This window comes from Pseudomonas sp. UBA3153 (assembly GCF_002364635.1).
Lineage (GTDB): Bacteria > Pseudomonadota > Gammaproteobacteria > Pseudomonadales > Pseudomonadaceae > Pseudomonas_O > Pseudomonas_O kuykendallii.
The window spans coordinates 24,752-43,425 of the sequence record NZ_DEYR01000013.1 but is presented as its reverse complement, the minus strand read 5'-3'; the positions used below and the strand labels follow the sequence as shown (position 1 = coordinate 43,425).

Below are 18,674 nucleotides of genomic sequence, written 5' to 3'. Positions count from 1 at the left end.
GGAGGGGCCTATGAGTTACGTGATCGACCGACGCCTGAACGGTAAGAACAAGAGCACGGTGAACCGCCAGCGATTCCTCCGGCGCTACCGTGATCACATCAAGAAGGCGGTCGAGGAGGCCGTCGGCCGCCGCTCCATCACCGACATGGAGCATGGCGAAAACATCAGCATTCCTGGCCGCGATATCGATGAGCCCGTGTTGCACCACGGGCGCGGCGGCAAGCAGTCCATCGTCCATCCGGGCAACAAGGAGTTCACTGCAGGCGAACGCATCCCGCGCCCCCAGGGCGGCGGCGGCGGTGGCGGCCAGGGCAAGGCGAGCAACTCCGGCGAAGGCATGGATGAGTTCGTTTTTCAGATCACCCAGGAGGAATTCCTCGAGTTCATGTTCGAGGACCTGGAACTGCCGAACCTGGTGAAGCGCCACCTGGAGGGCAGCGATACCTTCAAGACCGTCCGCGCCGGGATCAGTAGCGAGGGCAACCCGTCTCGCATCAACATCATCCGTACCCTGCGTTCGGCCCACGCGCGGCGCATCGCATTGTCCGGCAGCAGTCGCGCCAAGCTGCGCGCCGCGGAGACCGAACTGGAGCGGCTCAGGCTCGAGGAGCCGGACAATTTCAGCGACATCCAGGAAATCGAGGCGCTGATCGCCAGGCTGCGAGGCCGCATCGCCCGCGTACCGTTCCTCGACACTTTCGACCTGAAGTACAACCTGCTGACCAAGCGACCCAATCCTAGCTCCAAGGCCGTGATGTTCTGCCTGATGGACGTCTCCGGCTCGATGACGCAGGCGACCAAGGACGTCGCCAAGCGCTTTTTCATCCTGCTTTACCTGTTCCTCAAGCGCAGCTACGACAAGATCGAAGTCGTGTTCATCCGTCACCACACCAGTGCCCGCGAAGTGGATGAGGAAGAGTTCTTCTACTCGCGTGAAACCGGCGGGACCATCGTTTCCTCCGCACTGAAGCTGATGCAGGAAATCATGGCGGAGCGCTATCCGGTCAACGAATGGAACATCTACGGCGCCCAGGCTTCGGACGGCGACAACTGGAACGACGACTCGCCGATCTGCCGTGACATCCTGATCAAGCAGATCATGCCCTTCGTACAGTACTTCACCTATGTCGAGATCACCCCGCGCGAACACCAGGCACTGTGGTACGAGTACGAGGCCGTGCGCGAGGCCTTCGACGACAGCTTCGCCCAGCAGCAACTGGTTTCGGCCGGCGATATCTACCCGGTATTCCGCGAGTTGTTCCAACGGAGGCTCGCCTGATGAGCGCACGTGAACGCAGGGCCCAGCCCCTTTCCACCGGCTCGGAATGGACCTTCGACCTGATCCGCACCTACGACCGCGAGATCGGCCGGATCGCCGAGCGCTACGCGCTGGACACCTACCCGAACCAGATCGAAGTGATTACCGCCGAGCAGATGATGGACGCCTATGCGTCGGTCGGCATGCCGCTCGGCTATCACCACTGGTCCTACGGCAAGCACTTCCTCAGCACCGAGAAATCCTACACGCGCGGGCAGATGGGTCTGGCCTATGAGATCGTGATCAACTCCGACCCATGCATCGCCTACCTGATGGAAGAAAACACCATCTGCATGCAGGCGCTGGTAATCGCCCACGCCTGCTACGGGCACAACAGTTTCTTCAAGGGCAACTACCTGTTCCGCACTTGGACCGATGCCAGCTCGATCATCGATTACCTGGTGTTCGCCAAGCAGTACATCATGCAGTGCGAGGAGCGCCACGGTATCGACGCCGTGGAGGACCTGCTGGACTCCTGCCACGCGCTGATGAATTACGGCGTCGACCGCTACAAGCGCCCCTACCCGATCTCCGCCGAAGAAGAGCGGCGCCGGCAGAAGGACCGCGAGGAACACCTGCAGAAGCAGATCAACGACCTCTGGCGGACCATCCCCAAAGGCGCCGGCAAGGAAGATGGCCACGATAGCAAGCGGTTTCCGCCCGAACCGCAGGAGAACATCCTCTATTTCATCGAGAAGCACGCGCCGCTGCTGGAGCCCTGGCAGCGCGAAGTGGTGCGCATCGTGCGCAAGATCGCGCAGTACTTCTATCCGCAGCGGCAAACCCAGGTGATGAACGAAGGCTGGGCGACCTTCTGGCACTACACGCTGATGAACGACCTCTACGACGAGGGCCTGGTCAGCGACGGCTTCATGATGGAGTTCCTGCAGTCCCACACCAGCGTGATCTTCCAGCCCGGCTTCGACAGCCCTTATTACAGCGGGATCAACCCGTACACGCTGGGTTTCGCCATGTACACCGATATCCGCCGCATGTGCGAGAACCCCACCGACGAGGATCGCCGCTGGTTCCCCGAGATCGCCGGCAGCGACTGGCTGACCACGGTGAAATTCGCCATGAGCAGCTTCAAGGACGAGAGCTTCATCCTGCAGTTCCTCTCGCCCAAGGTGATCCGCGACCTCAAGCTGTTCGGTGTCCTCGACGACGACCAGAAGGACGAGCTGCTGGTGCCGGCGATCCACGACGAGAGCGGCTACCGGACCATCCGCGAACTGCTCGCCGCGCAGTACAACCTCGGCAACCGCGAACCCAACGTGCAGATCTGGAACGTCGACCGTCGTGGCGACCGTTCGCTGACCCTGCGCCACACCCAGCACGACCGCAAACCGCTGGGCGAGTCCACCGAAGAGGTGCTCAAGCACCTGCATCGGCTGTGGGGCTTCGACGTGCACCTGGAAACCGTGCAGGGCGACAAGGTCATGCACACCCATCACGTTCCGGCGAAGGGCGAGCACGACAACGACGGCGGCTACCCGCGACTCGACCTGGCCCTGCCGCCGATCTGACCCTCCGGCCAGGGCGCGCGATCGCCCCGGCCGTCTCTCGCGTAACGCGACGCAGGTGTGTCGCCGGCCGCCAACCGTTATCCTCCGCGGCTCGGAGGTGAACATGCAGATTTACAAGGTGGGTGGGGCCGTGCGTGACCGATTGCTCGGGCGACCGGTCACCGAGGTCGACTGGGTGGTGGTGGGTTCGACGGCGGAGGAGATGCAGGCGCTGGGTTTTCGCCCGGTCGGCGCCGACTTTCCGGTGTTCCTGCATCCAGAGACCGGCGAGGAGTACGCCCTCGCACGCACCGAACGCAAGAGCGGCCGGGGTTATGGCGGCTTCACCTTCTTCGCCGACCCGCAGGTCACCCTGGAGGAAGACCTGATCCGTCGCGACCTGACCATCAACGCGATGGCCGAGGACGAGCACGGCCAGCTGATCGACCCCTACCACGGCCAACAGGACCTGCAGGCCAGGCTGCTGCGGCACGTCTCCCCCGCCTTCGCCGAAGACCCGCTGCGCGTGCTGCGCGTCGCCCGCTTCGCCGCGCGCTATGCCCCGCTTGGCTTTCGCGTCGCCGAGGAAACCCGGGCGCTGATGCGGCAGCTCGCCGCGTCCGGCGAGTTGCAGGCGCTGACGCCCGAGCGCAGCTGGAAGGAAATCTCCCGGGCGCTGATGGAGCCGCGTCCGGATGTCTTCGTGCAGGTGCTACGCGATTGCGGCGCGCTCGCCGAATTGCTGCCGGAAGTCGACGCATTGTTCGGCGTGCCGCAGCCGCCGCAGCACCATCCCGAAGTCGATACCGGCGCCCACGTACTGGCCGTGTTGCGCCAGTGTGCCGAACACGACCAGCCGCTCACCGTGCGCTGGGCCTGCCTGCTGCACGATCTGGGCAAGGGCCTCACCCCGCCGGAGGAATGGCCGAAGCACATCGCCCATGAACACAAGGGCCGTAAGCCGATCGCTGCGGTGAACGAGCGCTGCAAGGTGCCGCGCGAATGCGCCGAGCTGGCGCTGCTGGTGGGCGAATACCACACCCATGCCCACCGGGCCCTGGAGCTGCGCCCCTCAACGCTGTTCGAGCTGCTCCAGCACTTCGACATCTACCGCCGCCCGCAGCGCTTCGAAGAGTTCATCGCGGCCAGCGAGATGGATGCCCGCGGGCGCCTGGGCCTCGAACAACGCGACTATCCGCAGGCCGACTACCTGCGCGGCGCGGCCGACGCGGCGCGGGCGGTGGCGGTGCGGCCCTTGCTGGAGAAGGGTTTCCAGGGCGCACATCTAGGCGAGGCGCTGAACCGTGAGCGGCTGGCGGCGCTGAAGGCTTACAAGCAGAACCGCGAGTAGCGTTCAGACCGGGCGCGGATGGCGCTCGATCAGGCTCGCGGGAGTCAGCGCGACGCCGCGCCACTCGAAGGCCACCGGCCACAAGGTCTGTTCGATCTGCGCGTCGCGCCAGAGCGCGGCGAAGCTGATCCCGCTGCCGGGATGCAGGCCCTCCGGCACGAGCAGCGCGAGCGGCCAGAGCACGAAGGCGTTCTTCAGGATTTCCCCGCGCGGCAGGATCAGTCCGTCGAAGTTGCCGGTCATCTGGCCGTAGGTCAGCACGTCGATGTCCAAGGGCAAGCCGCGCCGATCCGGCGCATAGCGACCGTTGTCGGCCTCGATGAATTTGAGCCGGCGATCCAGCTCGCCGAGCGGAAGATCGGTCTGCGCCGACACCACCAGGTTGTAGAACGGTCCGCTCTTGATGCCCACCGGCAGGCTCTCGAACACCGGCGAACAGGCGATGTTCTGCAGGAAGCCGTCCAGCGCCTCCAGTCCGGCGCTGAGGTGCGCGGTGCGCTCGGTGTTGCTGCCAAGGCCCAGCAGGATCGGCGTCACAGGCTACCCCGACGGATTTCCACACCGACCCCGCGCGCGCTGGGCACCGCGCCAGGCTTGGTCACCTTGAGCCAGAGGCCGGGCATGCCGAACTCGTCCATCAGGCAGGCGGCGAGCCGCTCGGCGAAGGTTTCCACCAGTTCATAGCGCGCCTCGGCGGCGAAGGCGGCGATCCGCTCGGAAACCGTGGCATAGTCCAGCGCCTTGCTCAGGTCGTCCTGCTCGGCGGGCGCCCGGTTGTCCCAGGCGAACACCAGATCGAGCCTCAGGCACTGGCGGATTTCCCGCTCCCAGTCGTAGGCACCGATCACGGTGTCGACTTTCAGCCCGTCGATAAACACTCTGTCCACTTCGCTCTCCGCGGCACGACAAGGGGCCTGCGCCCCGCTAGAATCGGGACTCTCTCGCCCCGGGATGGATACCATGTTTTGGCTGTTGGCGGCCCTCGCCTACCTGCTCGGCTCGCTGTCCTTCGCCATTCTGCTCAGCCGCGTGGCCGGCGGCCCGGACCCTCGCGCCAGCGGCTCGGGCAACCCGGGCGCCACCAACATGCTGCGTGTGGCCGGCAAACGCCTGGCCATCCTCACCCTGCTTGGCGATCTGCTCAAGGGCTGCCTGCCGGTATTGATCGTCAAGCTGCTCGGCTTCTCCGTCCAGCAGCAAGCCTGGATCGGCCTGGCAGCGGTGGTCGGGCACCTGTATCCGCTGTATTTCGGGTTTCGTGGCGGCAAGGGCGTCGCCACCGCCGCCGGCATGCTGCTCGGTCTTTATCCACCGGCAGCGCTGCTCGCCGCAGCCGCCTGGCTGCTGACGTTCGCCCTCACCCGCATCAGTTCGCTGGCCGCGCTGGTGGCCACGCCGCTGACGCTGCCACTGCTGGCCTGGCAGCAACCCGGCGCCCTGCTGCCGATGAGCGCACTCTGCGCGCTGATCGTCTGGCGCCATCGCGGCAACCTGCGCGACCTGTTCGGCGGCCGCGAACGGCACTTCTGAACGGTTTGAAAACGCCGATCAAATCGCCGGCAGGGACTCCATCGGCCAACGCGCGTGCACCTTGATCGCCGGACCGTCCTGCTGCCCGGCAAGCAACCGCTGGCAGCCGGCATAGGCGATCATCGCGCCGTTATCGGTACAGAACCGCGGCCGGGCATAGAACACATGGCCGCCGAATTCGCCGAGCATGCGCTCCAGCGACTCGCGCAGGGCCTGGTTGGCACTGACGCCGCCGGCGATCACCAGGCTGTTCAGGCCGGTCTGCTTGAGGGCGCGGCGGCACTTGATGGTCAGCGTGTCGACCACCGCCTGCTGGAACGCCAGCGCCACATCGGCGCGCGTCTGCTCGCCGTCGTCAGCAGAGGCTCGGCAGTGTTGCCAGGTATTCAGGGCGAAGGTCTTCAGCCCGCTGAAGCTGAAATCCAGGCCGGGGCGATCGGTCATCGGCCGCGGAAAGGTGAACCGGCCCGGCGTACCGGCCTCGGCCAGCCGGGCGATTTCCGGCCCACCCGGATAGTTCAGGCCCATCAGCTTGGCGGTCTTGTCGAACGCCTCGCCCGCCGCATCGTCGAGGGACTCGCCAAGCAACTGGTAGCGACCGATGCCGTCGACGCGAACCAGTTGGGTATGTCCCCCGGAAACCAGCAAGGCGACGAACGGAAATTCGGGGGGCTGCTCCTCCAGCATTGGAGCCAGCAGGTGACCTTCCATATGGTGCACGCCCAGCACCGGAATGCCCCAGGCGAACGCCAGCGCCTGAGCGCAGGAAGCGCCGACCAGCAGCGCACCGACGAGGCCGGGGCCGGCGGTGTAGGCGATCGCATCGATCTGCCCGGTGCCGCAGTCGGCCTCGGCGAGAACTTGGCGGATCAGCGGCAGCATGCGCTTGACGTGGTCGCGCGAGGCCAGCTCGGGGACCACGCCACCGTAGACGCGGTGCAGGTCGATCTGGCTGAACAGCGCGTCGGCTAGCAGACCGCGCTCGCTGTCGTAGAGCGCGACACCGGTCTCGTCGCAAGAGGTTTCCAATCCCAGCACGCGCATGGGCAGTGAGCTTCCCGCTAGGCAAATTCGAAGGCGCGCATGATAATCGCCGCCCCGAGGGCAGACCAGCGCTTTTCGACTGAAGGGCTTTGCATTCTGCGGCATGAGACGTTACTATCCGCAACCCTTGAAAACCGACGTACTCCCAGAGCCGATTGCCGGGAGAGCGTTCCACCACCGGTATTAATGAAGGTACGACCTGGATGCCCGCCGTCAAAGTTAAAGAGAACGAACCCTTCGACGTAGCCCTGCGTCGTTTCAAGCGCTCCTGCGAAAAAGCCGGTGTACTGGCTGAAGTCCGCAGCCGCGAGTTTTACGAGAAGCCCACTTCCGAGCGCAAGCGCAAGGCTGCCGCTGCAGTCAAGCGTCACGCCAAGAAAGTGCAGCGCGAACAGCGCCGTCGCGAGCGCCTGTACTGAGTTACAGCCTGCGCCGCTGACGCCCCGCATTGCCCGGCTTCTGCCGGGCTTTGCTTTTCAAGCGCCGACAGACTCCGCTTCGCCGATTGGCGATGGTCGGAGTTTTTTCGCTTTCGCCCACCGCTGATAGCGAGCGCCCGACGCACCCATGGCCGGACTGATCCCCCAGTCGTTCATCGATGATCTGCTCAACCGCTCCGACATCGTCGACGTGGTGAGCTCGCGCATCTCGCTGAAGAAGACCGGGAAGAATTACAGCGCCTGCTGCCCGTTCCACAAGGAAAAGACGCCGTCCTTCACGGTCAGTCCGGACAAGCAGTTCTACTACTGCTTCGGCTGCGGCGCTGGCGGCAACGCCCTGGGCTTCGTCATGGACCACGACCACCTGGACTTCGTCCAGGCCGTCGAGGATCTGGCGAAGCGTGCCGGCATGGAAGTGCCGCGCGAGGAAGGCGGCCGCGGCCAAAAAGCCCGTCAGCCCACCGACTCGCCGCTCTACCCGCTGCTCGCGGCCGCGGCGGAGTTCTATCGTCAGGCGCTGAAAAGCCACCCCACGCGCAAGGCTGCAGTCACCTATCTGAAGGGACGCGGGCTGACCGGCGAGATCGCCCGCGACTTCGGCCTGGGATTCGCCCCGCCCGGCTGGGACAACCTGTTCAAGCACTTCGGCGGCGATGCATTGCAGCAGAAGACCATGATCGATGCCGGCCTGCTGATCGAGAACGCCGAAACCGGCAAGCGCTACGACCGCTTCCGCGATCGGGTGATGTTCCCCATCCGCGACAGCCGCGGACGCGTGATCGCCTTCGGCGGCCGGGTGCTCGGTGACGACAAGCCGAAATACCTGAACTCCCCGGAGACGCCGGTATTCCACAAAGGCCAGGAGCTGTACGGCCTTTACGAAGCGCGCCAGAACAACCGCGACCTACACGAAATCATGGTGGTCGAAGGCTACATGGACGTCATCGCGCTGGCCCAGCAGGGCCTGCGCAACGCCGTCGCCACCCTCGGAACCGCGACCAGCGAGGAGCACATCAAGCGACTGTTTCGCCTGGTGCCCAACGTGCTGTTTTGCTTCGACGGCGACTCCGCCGGGCGCAAGGCCGCCTGGCGCGCCCTCGAATCGGCATTGCCGAGCCTGCAGGACGGACGCCGGGCGCGCTTCCTGTTCCTCCCCGAGGGAGAGGACCCGGACAGCCTGGTGCGCGCCGAAGGTACCGACGCGTTCCACGCGCGCATCAACCAGCATGCGCAACCGCTGGCGGACTATTTCTTCCAGCAGTTGACCGATGAAGCCGACCCGCGCTCGCTCGAAGGCAAGGCCCATCTGGCCACCCTCGCGGCACCGTTGATCGAAAAGATTCCCGGTGCCAACCTGCGCGCGCTGATGCGCCAGCGTCTGAGCGAGATCACCGGCCTGCAGGGCGATGCATTACAGCACATGGCGCACAGTGCCCCCGCGGCCGACAGGCCGCCACCGCTGGACGACGGCAGCGTCTACTACGAAGCCAGGCCGGCGCACGAACACGATTACGAGCCGGCCACTTTCGAGAGGCCCAACCCAGGCTCGGGCGAGAAAAAGAAGTGGGATGGCAAGAAGGACTGGAAGAAGGATGGACGCAAGGGGGAGCCGAAACCGCGCGGCCCGCGCATTCCAACCGCCGTCGAATCACCGACGCTGACCGCACTGCGGACGCTTCTTCACCATCCGCAGCTCGCACACAAGGTCGAAGATGCCAGTCACTTCGCCGCAGAAGACGACACATATGCGCAGCTTTTGGTATCACTGCTCGAAGCGATGCAGAAGAATCCCAAGCTGCGCTCGCTGCAATTGATCGCGCGCTGGCACGGCACCGAACAGGGTCGACTGTTGCGCGCACTGGCCGAGAAGGAATGGCTGATTTCGGCCGATAACCTTGAACAACAGTTTTTCGACACTATAACTAGGCTTGCAGCCCGCCAACGCGAGCGAAGCCTCGAACACCTGCTTCGTAAAGCACGTCAAAGTGAGTTGACCGCCGAAGAGAAAGACCAGCTTCGGGACCTGCTCAGTCGAAATGCATCTCCCGTCTCCCCGACCTCAACTGGCGCGTGAGGTCAAGGCTCAGCTATAATGCTCAGCTTATTTTTTGCCCGCCAAGACCTAAGTGGATAGGGTGTTATGTCCGGAAAAGCGCAACAGCAGTCTCGTTTGAAAGAGTTGATCGCACGCGGTCGTGAGCAGGGTTACCTGACTTACGCGGAGGTCAACGACCACCTGCCGGAGGATATTTCCGATCCGGAACAGGTGGAAGACATCATCCGCATGATCAACGACATGGGGATCAACGTATTCGAGAGTGCTCCGGATGCGGATGCCCTGTTGTTGGCCGAAGCCGACACCGACGAAGCCGCCGCTGAAGAAGCCGCTGCCGCTCTCGCTGCCGTGGAAACCGACATCGGCCGTACCACCGACCCGGTGCGCATGTACATGCGCGAAATGGGCACCGTGGAACTGCTGACCCGCGAAGGCGAGATCGAAATCGCCAAACGCATCGAGGAAGGCATCCGCGAAGTCATGGGCGCAATTGCCCACTTTCCCGGCACCGTCGACTACATCCTCGGCGAGTACCAGCGCGTCACCAGCGAAGGTGGCCGCCTGTCCGACGTCCTCAGTGGCTATATCGATCCCGATGACGGCAGCGCGCCGGGCGAGGAAGTCGAGCCCGTGCAGCCGCAAACCGACGCTGCTGCCGCCAAGGACGACGAGGAAGAGGACGATAGCGACAGCGATGACGAGGAAGAAGGCGACGGCGGCCCGGACCCGGAGGAAGCGCTGCGCCGCTTCACCGCCGTTTCCGAACAGCTGGACAAGGCCAAGAAAGCCCTGAAGAAGCACGGCCGCGCAAGCAAGCAGGCCGTCGCCGAACTGCAGGCCCTGGCCGAGCTGTTCATGCCGATCAAGGTCATTCCGAAGCAGTTCGAAGTGCTGGTCAGCCGCGTCCGTGGCGCCCTGGATCTTGTTCGCCAGCAGGAACGCGCGATCATGCAGCTGTGCGTTCGCGATGCCCGCATGCCGCGCGCCGACTTCCTGCGCCAGTTCCCCGGCCATGAAACCGATGAAACCTGGGCCGCCGGACTGGCCAAGGGCAAGAGCAAGTACGCCGAAGCCATCGGCCGTCTGCAGGACGACATCGTCCGCGCCCAGCGCAAGCTGGCCGCGCTGCAGGACGAAGCCGAACTGACCGTCGCCGAGATCAAGGACGTCAACCGTCGCATGTCCATCGGCGAGGCCAAGGCTCGTCGCGCCAAGAAAGAGATGGTCGAGGCGAACCTGCGCCTGGTGATCTCGATCGCCAAGAAGTACACCAACCGCGGCCTGCAATTCCTCGATCTGATCCAGGAAGGCAACATTGGCCTGATGAAGGCGGTGGACAAGTTCGAATACCGTCGCGGCTACAAGTTCTCGACCTACGCCACCTGGTGGATTCGCCAGGCGATCACCCGCTCGATCGCCGACCAGGCCCGCACCATCCGTATTCCGGTGCACATGATCGAGACGATCAACAAGCTCAACCGCATCTCCCGCCAGATGCTGCAGGAGATGGGTCGCGAGCCCACTCCGGAAGAGCTGGGGGAGCGCATGGAGATGCCCGAGGACAAGATCCGCAAGGTATTGAAGATCGCCAAAGAGCCGATCTCCATGGAAACGCCCATCGGCGACGACGAAGACTCGCACTTGGGCGACTTCATCGAGGACTCCAGCATGCAGTCGCCGATCGACGTGGCGACCGTGGAAAGCCTCAAGGAAGCGACCCGCGAAGTGCTCTCCGGGCTGACCGCTCGCGAAGCCAAGGTGCTGCGCATGCGCTTCGGCATCGACATGAATACCGACCACACCCTCGAGGAAGTCGGCAAGCAGTTCGATGTCACCCGCGAGCGTATCCGCCAGATCGAAGCCAAGGCGCTGCGCAAGCTGCGCCACCCGTCGCGAAGCGAGCATCTGCGTTCGTTCCTCGACGAGTAACAACAGAACCCCAGCCACAAGCTGGGGTTTTGCTTTCTGCTCAATGGCTTGGCGCGTGGCGACGCGCGCCCTATAATCCGCCGGCCCTCACGGGCGACCTGCACCACAGCCGAGCGACATAGGTCGCCGGCATCGCTACAAGGGCCTTTAGCTCAGTTGGTTAGAGCGCGCGACTCATAATCGCTCGGTCCCCGGTTCGAGCCCGGGAAGGCCCACCATTTCTCCAGCACCCGCCGAAAACACCGCTTCCTGCTTTTCGCACACAGCCTATTCCGTGTTAAATTACGGTCACAATCTAAGCGGAGGCATGTCCGTGCGATATTCGGAAGACCACAAGGCGCGCACCCATCAGCGCATCATTGACGAAGCCTCCGAGCGGTTCCGCCGCGACGGCATCGGCGCCACCGGCCTGCAGCCCCTGATGAAGGCGCTGGGGCTGACCCACGGCGGCTTCTATGCGCACTTCAAGTCGAAGGACGAACTGGTCGAAGAAGCGCTTCGCGCGGCATCCAGCAATCTGAACAGCGCCCAGAACAGCACCCTGAGCGGCGACCTGCGCACGTTGATCACCGGCTACCTGTCCACCGCGCACCGCGACAATCCCGGCAAGGGCTGCCCGCTGCCGACCATGTCCTCCGAGCTGGGCCAGCGCGGCCAACCCAGCAGCACGACCGACGAACTGGTGCGCGACCGCCTGGCGAATCTCGAAGGCAAGATCGGTGGCGCCCGGGCCGAACGCGACAGCATCGGCACCTTCTGCGCCATGCTCGGCGCGCTGATGATCTCGCGCAGCGTGGTGGATCCCGAGCTGTCCGAACGCATCCTCGACACGACCCGCGACTGGCTCATCGAGCAGACCTGCGACCCCCGCGACTGAATGCCCCCGCTTGCTCTCACAGGAGAGCGAGCCCTTGCGCAACAGCATGTTGACCGTCATACAAAACCAATAAAGGAACAGCCATGAACGAAGCCGAACGAACCCGCAAAATCGAGGAGTGGAATGCCGTGGAGGCCGCCATGCGTGCTCGCCTCGCCGCGCCCGGCAGCACCAGCATCGAGCATCTGCTCGAACTGGCACCGACGGACTACCTTGCCGGCATAGGCAGCGGCGACTTCCCCAGCCCGGCCATCGGCGACCTGATAGGTTTCTACCCCATCGAATGGTCCGAGGGGCGCTTTGTCTTCCAGGGCACGCCGGGGAAGCGTCACTACAACCCGCTCGGCAGCGTGCACGGAGGCTACGCCGCGACGCTGCTGGACTCCGCCATGGGCTGCGCGGTGCACACCGGATTGAAGAAAGGCCAGGCCTATACCACCGTCGATCTGCGCATCAGTTATGTACGCGCGCTGACCAGCGATACCGGACCGGTCCGGGCGGAAGGCACGATCGTCCACATCGGCCGCACCATCGCCCTCGCCGAAGGCCGCATCTACGACGTGGACGACCGCCTCTACGCCACCGGCACCACGACCTGCATGATCCTCGGCCCCCGAGGCTGACGGAGCTTGCCGGTATCGATCACCTCACCGAGCGATCGATACCGGCTCCCGCCTCAACCCTGCCAGCGCTTGAACAGCACGCTGGCATTCACTCCGCCGAAACCGAAGCCATTGGACAGCGCATGCTCGATGCGCATCCGGCGCGCCGCTCCGTGAACGATGTCGACACCCTGCGCCGCCTCGTCGACGTGCTCCAGGTTGAGCGTCGCCGGGACCTTCTGATCGCGCAGCGCCAGGGCGGTGAAGATCGCCTCGATACCGCCGGCAGCGCCGAGCAGATGGCCGGTGGAGGACTTGGTAGACGTCACCGCAATACCGCCTTTCGCGCCGAACAGCGCCTTGATCGCCGCCAACTCGCCCTTGTCACCGACCGGTGTCGAGGTGGCGTGGGCGTTGAGGTGCTGCACCTGCGCGGGCGCGATGTCCGCCTGGCGCAGCGCCAGCTCCATCGAGCGACGTGCGCCATTGCCATCTTCCGGCCCGGCGGTGAGGTGATAGGCATCGGCACTGGTGCCGTAGCCGACCAGTTCGGCGATCGGCAGCGCGCCCCGGGACAGCGCATGTTCGAGCGACTCGATCACCAGCACACCGGCACCCTCACCCATGACGAAGCCGTCGCGATCACGGTCGAAGGGGCGCGAGGCGCGCTCGGGCGTCTCGTTGAAATCGCTCGAAAGTGCCCGGGCCGCGGCGAAACCGCCCAGGCTGACACGGTCGATCGCTGCCTCAGCGCCACCGCACACGGCGATGTCCACCTCACCCGCGCGAATCATCCGCGCCGCATCGCCGATCGCCTGCACGCCCGCCGCGCACGCGGTGGCCGGCGCACCCAGCGGCCCCTTGAAGCCATGCTGGATGGACAGGTGACCCGCCGCGAGATTGACCAGGAAGGACGGAATGGTGAACGGCGAGAGGCGCCGCGGCCCCCGGCTGTCGGTCGTCCTCACCGCTTCGGCGATGGTGCCGAAACCGCCGATACCAGATGCGATGATAGTCGCCGTGCGCTCCTGCTGCGCAGCGCTTTGCGGGAACCAGTTCGCCTGCTCCAGCGCCTCGCGGGCGGCGGCGAGGGCAAACAGGATGAAGCGATCCATTTTCTTGCGTTCCTTGGCTGGCGCGGCGCGCTCCGGATCGAACCCGGCCTCGGGGTCTTCCCCCAACGTCGGCACCGCACCGCCAATCGCTGTAGGCAGGTCGGCAACGACATCGTCAGGCAGCCGCCTGATGCCCGACTGACCGGCCAATAGGCGGCGCCAGACGATTTCGGTCCCACAACCCAGCGGCGAGACCAACCCCATGCCGGTCACCACGATTCTCGTTGCAGTCATATCCAGCCTCCGGGGCGCCGGAAAAAACGGGCACCCAGATAATAAAAAACCCGCCGCAAAGGTTCACGGCAGGCGTAAAGGCGCTGCGTACCCACAGCGTCCGGGGGAACTTCAGGCGGCGTCTTCGCCCGTCGACTTGTAGCGCTTGGCGGCCTGGCTCAGCGACAGGTTGGGCATCAACTTCAGGCGCGCGGCAGCGAACGCCTCCCAGTCGGCAACGTCCGGCAGCGCAGGGATGGTGACGTTCTCGCCCAGATCGAGACCGGCCAGCGCGGCATCGACCATCTCCATGGTTTCCATCACCATGCTCGCCGGGAAGCCGTCCACGTCCAGCCCGGCACGCTCCCAGATTTCCGTCCGGGTCGCTCCCGGCAGCACCGCCTGGACGCGAACGCCCAGCGGCACCAGCTCGTTCTGCAGGCTCTGGGTGAGGCTGAGCACATAAGCCTTGGTGGCGTTGTAGGGGCCGTTGAACAACTCCGGCGCCAGCGCCAGCACCGAGGCGATGTTGATCAGCGTGCCGCCGGCAGCCGCACCGAAACGCGTGCCGGCGGCCATCGCCAGCCGCGTCAGGGCGACCACGTTGAGCTGGACCATCTGCTCGAAGGCGTCCAGATTGGTTTCCAGCGTCGTACCCTTCACGGCGATGCCGGCGTTGTTCACCAGCAGGCTGATCGAGTCGTCACTGCGCAGGCGCTGCTCGACGCGCAGCAGATCCGCCTTGTCGGTCAGGTCGGCGCGCAGCACCTCGACCTTCACCCCGGTCTCGCTGCCCAGACGCGCAGCAAGCGCATTCAGGCGCTGCTCGTCGCGCGCCACCAGCAGCAGATCGTAGCCGCGTTGAGCGAGACGTTGCGCATAGCCGGCGCCGATTCCGCTGGAAGCTCCGGTAACCAGTGCCACGCCTTTTCGTGAAGGGACGCTCATGTGTTGCTCCGCAAGTAAGAGATCGTGAGCTTATATTAATACCATAATCTAATGATCGCCAAGCCTTTGATGAGCACTCACCAAACGGCCATACGAGTAAGTGAAAATGGAAATCCGGAAACGAAAAAGGCGCCATAAGGCGCCTTCGTCGTCAAACACGAGCGCTATCAGCTTTTGCTGGCGCGCTTGCGGTCGTTTTCGTTGAGGAACTTTTTGCGCAGACGGATCGACTTCGGCGTCACTTCGACCAGCTCGTCGTCGTCGATGAATTCCAGCGCCTGCTCCAGGGTGAACTTGATCGGCGGAACCAGGGCGATGGTTTCGTCCTTGCCCGAAGCGCGCATGTTGTCGAGCTTCTTGCCCTTGGTGGGGTTGATCACCAGGTCGTTGTCACGGCTGTTGATGCCGCACAGCTGGCCTTCGTAGATGTCCTGGCCAGGCTCGAGGAACAGCTTGCCGCGATCCTGCAGGGTTTCCAGCGAATAGGTCAGCGCCTTGCCGGTGGCCATCGAAACCAGCACGCCGTTGAGGCGGTGGCCGACGTCGCCGACCTTGATCGGACCGTAGTGGCTGAAGGTGCTGGTCAGCACGCCGCTGCCGGAGGTCATGGTCAGGAAGGCGTTACGGAAACCGATCAGGCCACGTGCCGGCACGGTGTATTCCAGGCGGATACGACCCTTGCCATCCGGAACCATGTTGGTCAGGTCAGCCTTGCGCAGACCCATCTGCTCCATGATCGGACCCTGGTGCTGCTCTTCGATGTCGATGATGACGTTCTCGTAGGGCTCCTGCTTCTCGCCATTCACTTCCTTGATCACCACTTCCGGACGGCCGACGGCCAGCTCGAAGCCTTCGCGGCGCATGGTTTCGATCAGTACGGAGAGGTGCAGCTCGCCACGGCCGGAGACCTTGAACTTGTCGGCCGAATCGCCTTCCTCGACGCGCAGGGCGACGTTGTGCAGCAGCTCCTTCTCAAGGCGCTCCTTGATGTTGCGGCTGGTGACGAACTTGCCTTCCTTGCCGCAGAACGGCGAGTCGTTGACCTGGAAGGTCATGGAAACGGTCGGCTCGTCGACGGACAGCGGCGGCAGGGCTTCGACGGCCTGCAGGTCGCAAAGCGTGTCGGAGATGTACAGCTCGTCCATGCCGCTGACGCAGACGATGTCACCGGCCTGGGCCTCGGCGACTTCGACACGGTGCAGGCCCGAGTGCCCCATGATCTTCAGGATGCGGCCCTGACGTTTCTTGCCGTCGGCGCCGATGGCGACGACCGGGGTGTTGGTCTTGACCTTGCCGCGAGCGATACGGCCGATGCCGATGACGCCGAGGAAGCTGTTGTAGTCCAGCTGCGAGATCTGCATCTGGAACGGGCCGTCGATATCGACCTTCGGCGGCGGAACGTGGTCGACGATGGCCTGGAACAGGGCATCCATGTGGTCGTCCATCTTCTCGTGATCGAGACCGGCAATGCCGTTCAGGGCGCTGGCGTAGACGATCGGGAAGTCGAGCTGCTCGTCGGTGGCGCCGAGGTTGTCGAAGAGGTCGAAGATCTGGTCGATGACCCAGTCCGGACGCGCGCCCGGACGGTCGATCTTGTTCACCACGAGGATCGGACGCAGGCCGGCCTTGAACGCCTTCTGGGTCACGAAACGGGTTTGCGGCATCGGGCCGTCCTGGGCGTCGACCACCAGCAGCACGGAGTCGACCATCGACATCACGCGCTCGACTTCACCACCGAAGTCGGCGTGGCCGGGGGTGTCGACGATGTTGATGTCGTAGCCGTTCCACTTCAGCGCGGTGTTCTTCGCGAGAATGGTGATGCCGCGCTCTTTTTCCTGGTCGTTGGAGTCCATCACGCGCTCGCTTTCGAGCTCTTTGCGGTCCAGGGTGCCGGACAGGCGCAGGAGTTTGTCCACCAGGGTGGTTTTGCCATGGTCAACGTGGGCGATGATGGCGATGTTGCGGAGATTCTCGATCACAGTTCTATATCTCGTTTGTGGCACCGGGCTGAAGGTCCGGGCTGGAAGCGTGCTTTCCCCGTCGCCGATCACGGAAACGGGGCCTGAAACGGTAGGGCTCAGGCGTCGGGAGGGCGGTGGCGGATACTGCCGCCGAACAGCCCAGGCTGCTTAAGACGGGCGATAAACACGTACATTCGCATGCCCCTCGCTGAGCAGATGGTGAGCGTGCAGGCGGCTCATCACGCCTTTGTCGCAGTACAGCAGGTACTGGCGATTTTCATCCAGTTCCTTGAACTTGCTGTTGACGGCATAGAACGGCAGGTTGCGCACTTCGATGCCGGACAGTTCTAGCGGCGCCTCTTCCTGGTCGTCGGGGTGACGGATGTCGATCACCACCTGCCCCGGCAGCGCCTGGGCGATCTCCTCGACCTGGACGTCCTGCCCCAGCTCGTCGATCACCCGGTCCACGGTCATCCGCCGCGAACGCTGCAGCGCCCGCTCGAGAATCGCCATGTCGAACTGCTTTTCTTCGTATTCGATACGCGCCCGCTTGGCGCGGGTGGTCGGGTTTACCGAGATCACGCCGCAGTATTCCGGCATGTGCTTGGCGAACTCGGCGGTGCCGATTTCACAGGCGGTATCGATGATGTCCTGCTTGTGCGCCGCGACCAGCGGGCGCAGCACCAGCATGTCGGTGGCCGAATCGATCACCGAGAGATTCGGCAGCGTCTGGCTGGACACCTGGGAAATCGCCTCGCCGGTCACCAGCGCATCGATTTGCAAATCTTCGGCCAGGCGCGTGGCGGCGCGCAGCATCATGCGCTTCAACACCACGCCCATCTGGCTGTTGTCGACCTTCTCCAGAATCTCGCCGAGCACTTCCTCGAACGGCACGCTGATGAACAGCACCCGGTGCGATTTGCCGAACTTGTCCCACAGGTAATGAGCGACTTCCATCACGCCCAGCTCGTGGGCACGACCGCCAAGATTGAAGAAGCAGAAGTGCGTGAGCAGGCCGCGACGCATCATCTGGTAGGCCGCCACCGTGGAGTCGAATCCGCCGGACATCAGTACCAGCGTCTGCTCCAGCGAGCCCAGCGGGTAACCGCCGATGCCATTGTGCTGGTGATGGATGACGAACAGGCGTTCGTGGCGAATCTCCATGCGCACTTCGACTTCCGGCTGCTTCAGCGAGATGCCGGCGGCACCGCACTGCTGACGCAGCTGGCTGCCGACGTAGCGCTCGATCTCCATCGAGGTGAAGCTGTGCTTGCCGGCGCGCTTGCAACGCACGGCGAAGACCTTGCCAGCCAGTTGGTCACCGAAATGCAGCTTGCACTTCTCCAGCACGTCGTCGAAATCGCCCAGCGGGTATTCGTGCACTTCAAGAAAATGGGTGATGCCCGGAACGCAGGTCAGCCGCTCGATGATCTGGCGCAGGACCTTCGGGTCCTCCACACGGGTCAGCAGCTCGAGGTTGTCCCACACGCCTTCCACACTGACGTCGGCATCCAGGTCGCGCAGAACCGTGCGCACATTCTTCGCCAGCTGGCGGATGAACTGCTTGCGCACCGGCCGGCTTTTGATGGTGATTTCCGGGAAGACCTTGACGATGAGTTTCATGGAAACAGCGCGTGCACGAAGCAGCCGAAAAAGAGGGGGGCGGATTATAGCGGAAAATTGCTCAAGGTTTAATCAGTGATTATCAGCCTACTTAGATACGCACCAATACAATGCAAACAAAAAACATCACGCACCAATTAAAGGCGCACACCCTCCTCAAAT

Annotated in this window: 16 protein-coding genes and 1 tRNA gene; 10 read left to right on the top strand and 7 right to left on the bottom strand. The window is 64.0% G+C overall.

The window, feature by feature from the left end:
• Positions 1–10: 10 nt before the first annotated feature.
• The 3 genes from B2X67_RS03080 to B2X67_RS03070 all read left to right on the top strand — a co-directional run bounded on the left by B2X67_RS03080 (position 11) and on the right by B2X67_RS03070 (position 4,174).
• A complete protein-coding gene (locus B2X67_RS03080) occupies positions 11–1,279 on the top strand; it encodes a YeaH/YhbH family protein (RefSeq protein ID WP_286784574.1) in 1,269 nt (422 codons plus the stop codon).
• Positions 1,279–2,844, top strand: a complete 1,566-nt coding sequence (locus B2X67_RS03075) for a SpoVR family protein (RefSeq protein ID WP_286784573.1) — start codon at positions 1,279–1,281, stop codon at positions 2,842–2,844. The genes B2X67_RS03080 and B2X67_RS03075 overlap by 1 nt, the downstream gene beginning before the upstream one ends.
• Positions 2,845–2,947: 103 nt before the next feature.
• Complete coding sequence (locus B2X67_RS03070) at positions 2,948–4,174, top strand: multifunctional CCA addition/repair protein (protein WP_286784572.1); 1,227 nt, start codon at positions 2,948–2,950, stop codon at positions 4,172–4,174.
• Between the two features lie 3 nt (positions 4,175–4,177).
• Here B2X67_RS03070 and folK read toward each other — a convergent pair whose 3' ends face one another.
• Both folK and folB read right to left on the bottom strand, forming a co-directional pair.
• The gene (folK, locus tag B2X67_RS03065; RefSeq protein WP_282344505.1) at positions 4,178–4,711 is read right to left on the bottom strand and encodes a 2-amino-4-hydroxy-6-hydroxymethyldihydropteridine diphosphokinase; all 534 of its coding nucleotides are present in this window, start codon (positions 4,709–4,711) and stop codon (positions 4,178–4,180) included.
• Positions 4,708–5,061, bottom strand: coding sequence for a dihydroneopterin aldolase (folB, locus tag B2X67_RS03060; protein WP_286784571.1), 354 nt, complete (start codon positions 5,059–5,061; stop codon positions 4,708–4,710). Before folB ends, folK begins: the two co-directional genes overlap by 4 nt.
• A 73-nt stretch (positions 5,062–5,134) precedes the next feature.
• Between folB and plsY the strand changes: the two genes are divergently transcribed.
• Complete coding sequence (plsY, locus tag B2X67_RS03055; RefSeq protein WP_090225225.1) at positions 5,135–5,704, top strand: glycerol-3-phosphate 1-O-acyltransferase PlsY; 570 nt, start codon at positions 5,135–5,137, stop codon at positions 5,702–5,704.
• Positions 5,705–5,722: 18 nt separating this feature from the next.
• On the opposite strand, the gene tsaD is transcribed toward plsY, so the two are convergent.
• A complete protein-coding gene (gene tsaD, locus B2X67_RS03050; RefSeq protein ID WP_286784570.1) occupies positions 5,723–6,748 on the bottom strand; it encodes a tRNA (adenosine(37)-N6)-threonylcarbamoyltransferase complex transferase subunit TsaD in 1,026 nt (341 codons plus the stop codon).
• Between the two features lie 203 nt (positions 6,749–6,951).
• Here tsaD and rpsU point away from each other — a divergent pair, with 203 nt between their 5' ends.
• From rpsU to B2X67_RS03020, 6 genes are all read left to right on the top strand, one after another.
• Entirely contained in the window at positions 6,952–7,167 is a 216-nt protein-coding gene (gene rpsU, locus B2X67_RS03045) for a 30S ribosomal protein S21 (protein WP_010795989.1), read from the top strand.
• Between the two features lie 148 nt (positions 7,168–7,315).
• A complete protein-coding gene (gene dnaG, locus B2X67_RS03040; protein ID WP_286784569.1) occupies positions 7,316–9,262 on the top strand; it encodes a DNA primase in 1,947 nt (648 codons plus the stop codon).
• 66 nt (positions 9,263–9,328) lie between these two features.
• Positions 9,329–11,173 carry an RNA polymerase sigma factor RpoD gene (gene rpoD, locus B2X67_RS03035; protein ID WP_286784568.1) on the top strand — a complete coding sequence of 615 codons (1,845 nt, stop codon included), beginning with the start codon at positions 9,329–9,331 and terminating at the stop codon, positions 11,171–11,173.
• A gap of 141 nt (positions 11,174–11,314) precedes the next feature.
• Positions 11,315–11,391 (top strand) — tRNA-Ile (locus tag B2X67_RS03030).
• A 95-nt stretch (positions 11,392–11,486) separates the two neighbouring features.
• Positions 11,487–12,050 (top strand): TetR/AcrR family transcriptional regulator, encoded by a 564-nt coding sequence (locus tag B2X67_RS03025; RefSeq protein WP_286784567.1) that lies wholly within the window; start codon positions 11,487–11,489, stop codon positions 12,048–12,050.
• An 83-nt stretch (positions 12,051–12,133) separates the two neighbouring features.
• Entirely contained in the window at positions 12,134–12,673 is a 540-nt protein-coding gene (locus B2X67_RS03020; protein ID WP_286784566.1) for a PaaI family thioesterase, read from the top strand.
• Positions 12,674–12,726: 53 nt separating this feature from the next.
• Here the strand turns inward: B2X67_RS03020 and fabF are convergent, their stop codons facing one another.
• From fabF to thiI, 4 genes are all read right to left on the bottom strand, one after another.
• Positions 12,727–14,001, bottom strand: coding sequence for a beta-ketoacyl-ACP synthase II (gene fabF, locus B2X67_RS03015; RefSeq protein WP_286784565.1), 1,275 nt, complete (start codon positions 13,999–14,001; stop codon positions 12,727–12,729).
• A gap of 111 nt (positions 14,002–14,112) precedes the next feature.
• On the bottom strand, positions 14,113–14,928 hold the full coding sequence (locus tag B2X67_RS03010; RefSeq protein WP_282344056.1) for an SDR family NAD(P)-dependent oxidoreductase: 816 nt from the start codon (positions 14,926–14,928) through the stop codon (positions 14,113–14,115).
• Between the two features lie 167 nt (positions 14,929–15,095).
• Complete coding sequence (gene typA, locus B2X67_RS03005) at positions 15,096–16,907, bottom strand: translational GTPase TypA (protein WP_090225056.1); 1,812 nt, start codon at positions 16,905–16,907, stop codon at positions 15,096–15,098.
• 150 nt (positions 16,908–17,057) lie between these two features.
• On the bottom strand, positions 17,058–18,512 hold the full coding sequence (gene thiI, locus B2X67_RS03000; RefSeq protein WP_286784564.1) for a tRNA uracil 4-sulfurtransferase ThiI: 1,455 nt from the start codon (positions 18,510–18,512) through the stop codon (positions 17,058–17,060).
• Positions 18,513–18,674: the final 162 nt, after the last annotated feature.

Excerpts from the sequence above, each read along its gene's own strand:
- B2X67_RS03080 (WP_286784574.1), top strand. The coding sequence starts at position 11 with ATGAGTTACGTGATCGACCGACGCCTGAACGGTAAGAACAAGAGCACG.
- B2X67_RS03075 (WP_286784573.1), top strand. The coding sequence starts at position 1,279 with ATGAGCGCACGTGAACGCAGGGCCCAGCCCCTTTCCACCGGCTCGGAA.
- B2X67_RS03070 (WP_286784572.1), top strand. The coding sequence starts at position 2,948 with ATGCAGATTTACAAGGTGGGTGGGGCCGTGCGTGACCGATTGCTCGGG.
- plsY (WP_090225225.1), top strand. The coding sequence starts at position 5,135 with ATGTTTTGGCTGTTGGCGGCCCTCGCCTACCTGCTCGGCTCGCTGTCC.
- tsaD (WP_286784570.1), bottom strand. The coding sequence starts at position 6,748 with ATGCGCGTGCTGGGATTGGAAACCTCTTGCGACGAGACCGGTGTCGCG.
- rpsU (WP_010795989.1), top strand. The coding sequence starts at position 6,952 with ATGCCCGCCGTCAAAGTTAAAGAGAACGAACCCTTCGACGTAGCCCTG.
- dnaG (WP_286784569.1), top strand. The coding sequence starts at position 7,316 with ATGGCCGGACTGATCCCCCAGTCGTTCATCGATGATCTGCTCAACCGC.
- rpoD (WP_286784568.1), top strand. The coding sequence starts at position 9,329 with ATGTCCGGAAAAGCGCAACAGCAGTCTCGTTTGAAAGAGTTGATCGCA.
- B2X67_RS03020 (WP_286784566.1), top strand. The coding sequence starts at position 12,134 with ATGAACGAAGCCGAACGAACCCGCAAAATCGAGGAGTGGAATGCCGTG.
- fabF (WP_286784565.1), bottom strand. The coding sequence starts at position 14,001 with ATGACTGCAACGAGAATCGTGGTGACCGGCATGGGGTTGGTCTCGCCG.
- B2X67_RS03010 (WP_282344056.1), bottom strand. The coding sequence starts at position 14,928 with ATGAGCGTCCCTTCACGAAAAGGCGTGGCACTGGTTACCGGAGCTTCC.
- thiI (WP_286784564.1), bottom strand. The coding sequence starts at position 18,512 with ATGAAACTCATCGTCAAGGTCTTCCCGGAAATCACCATCAAAAGCCGG.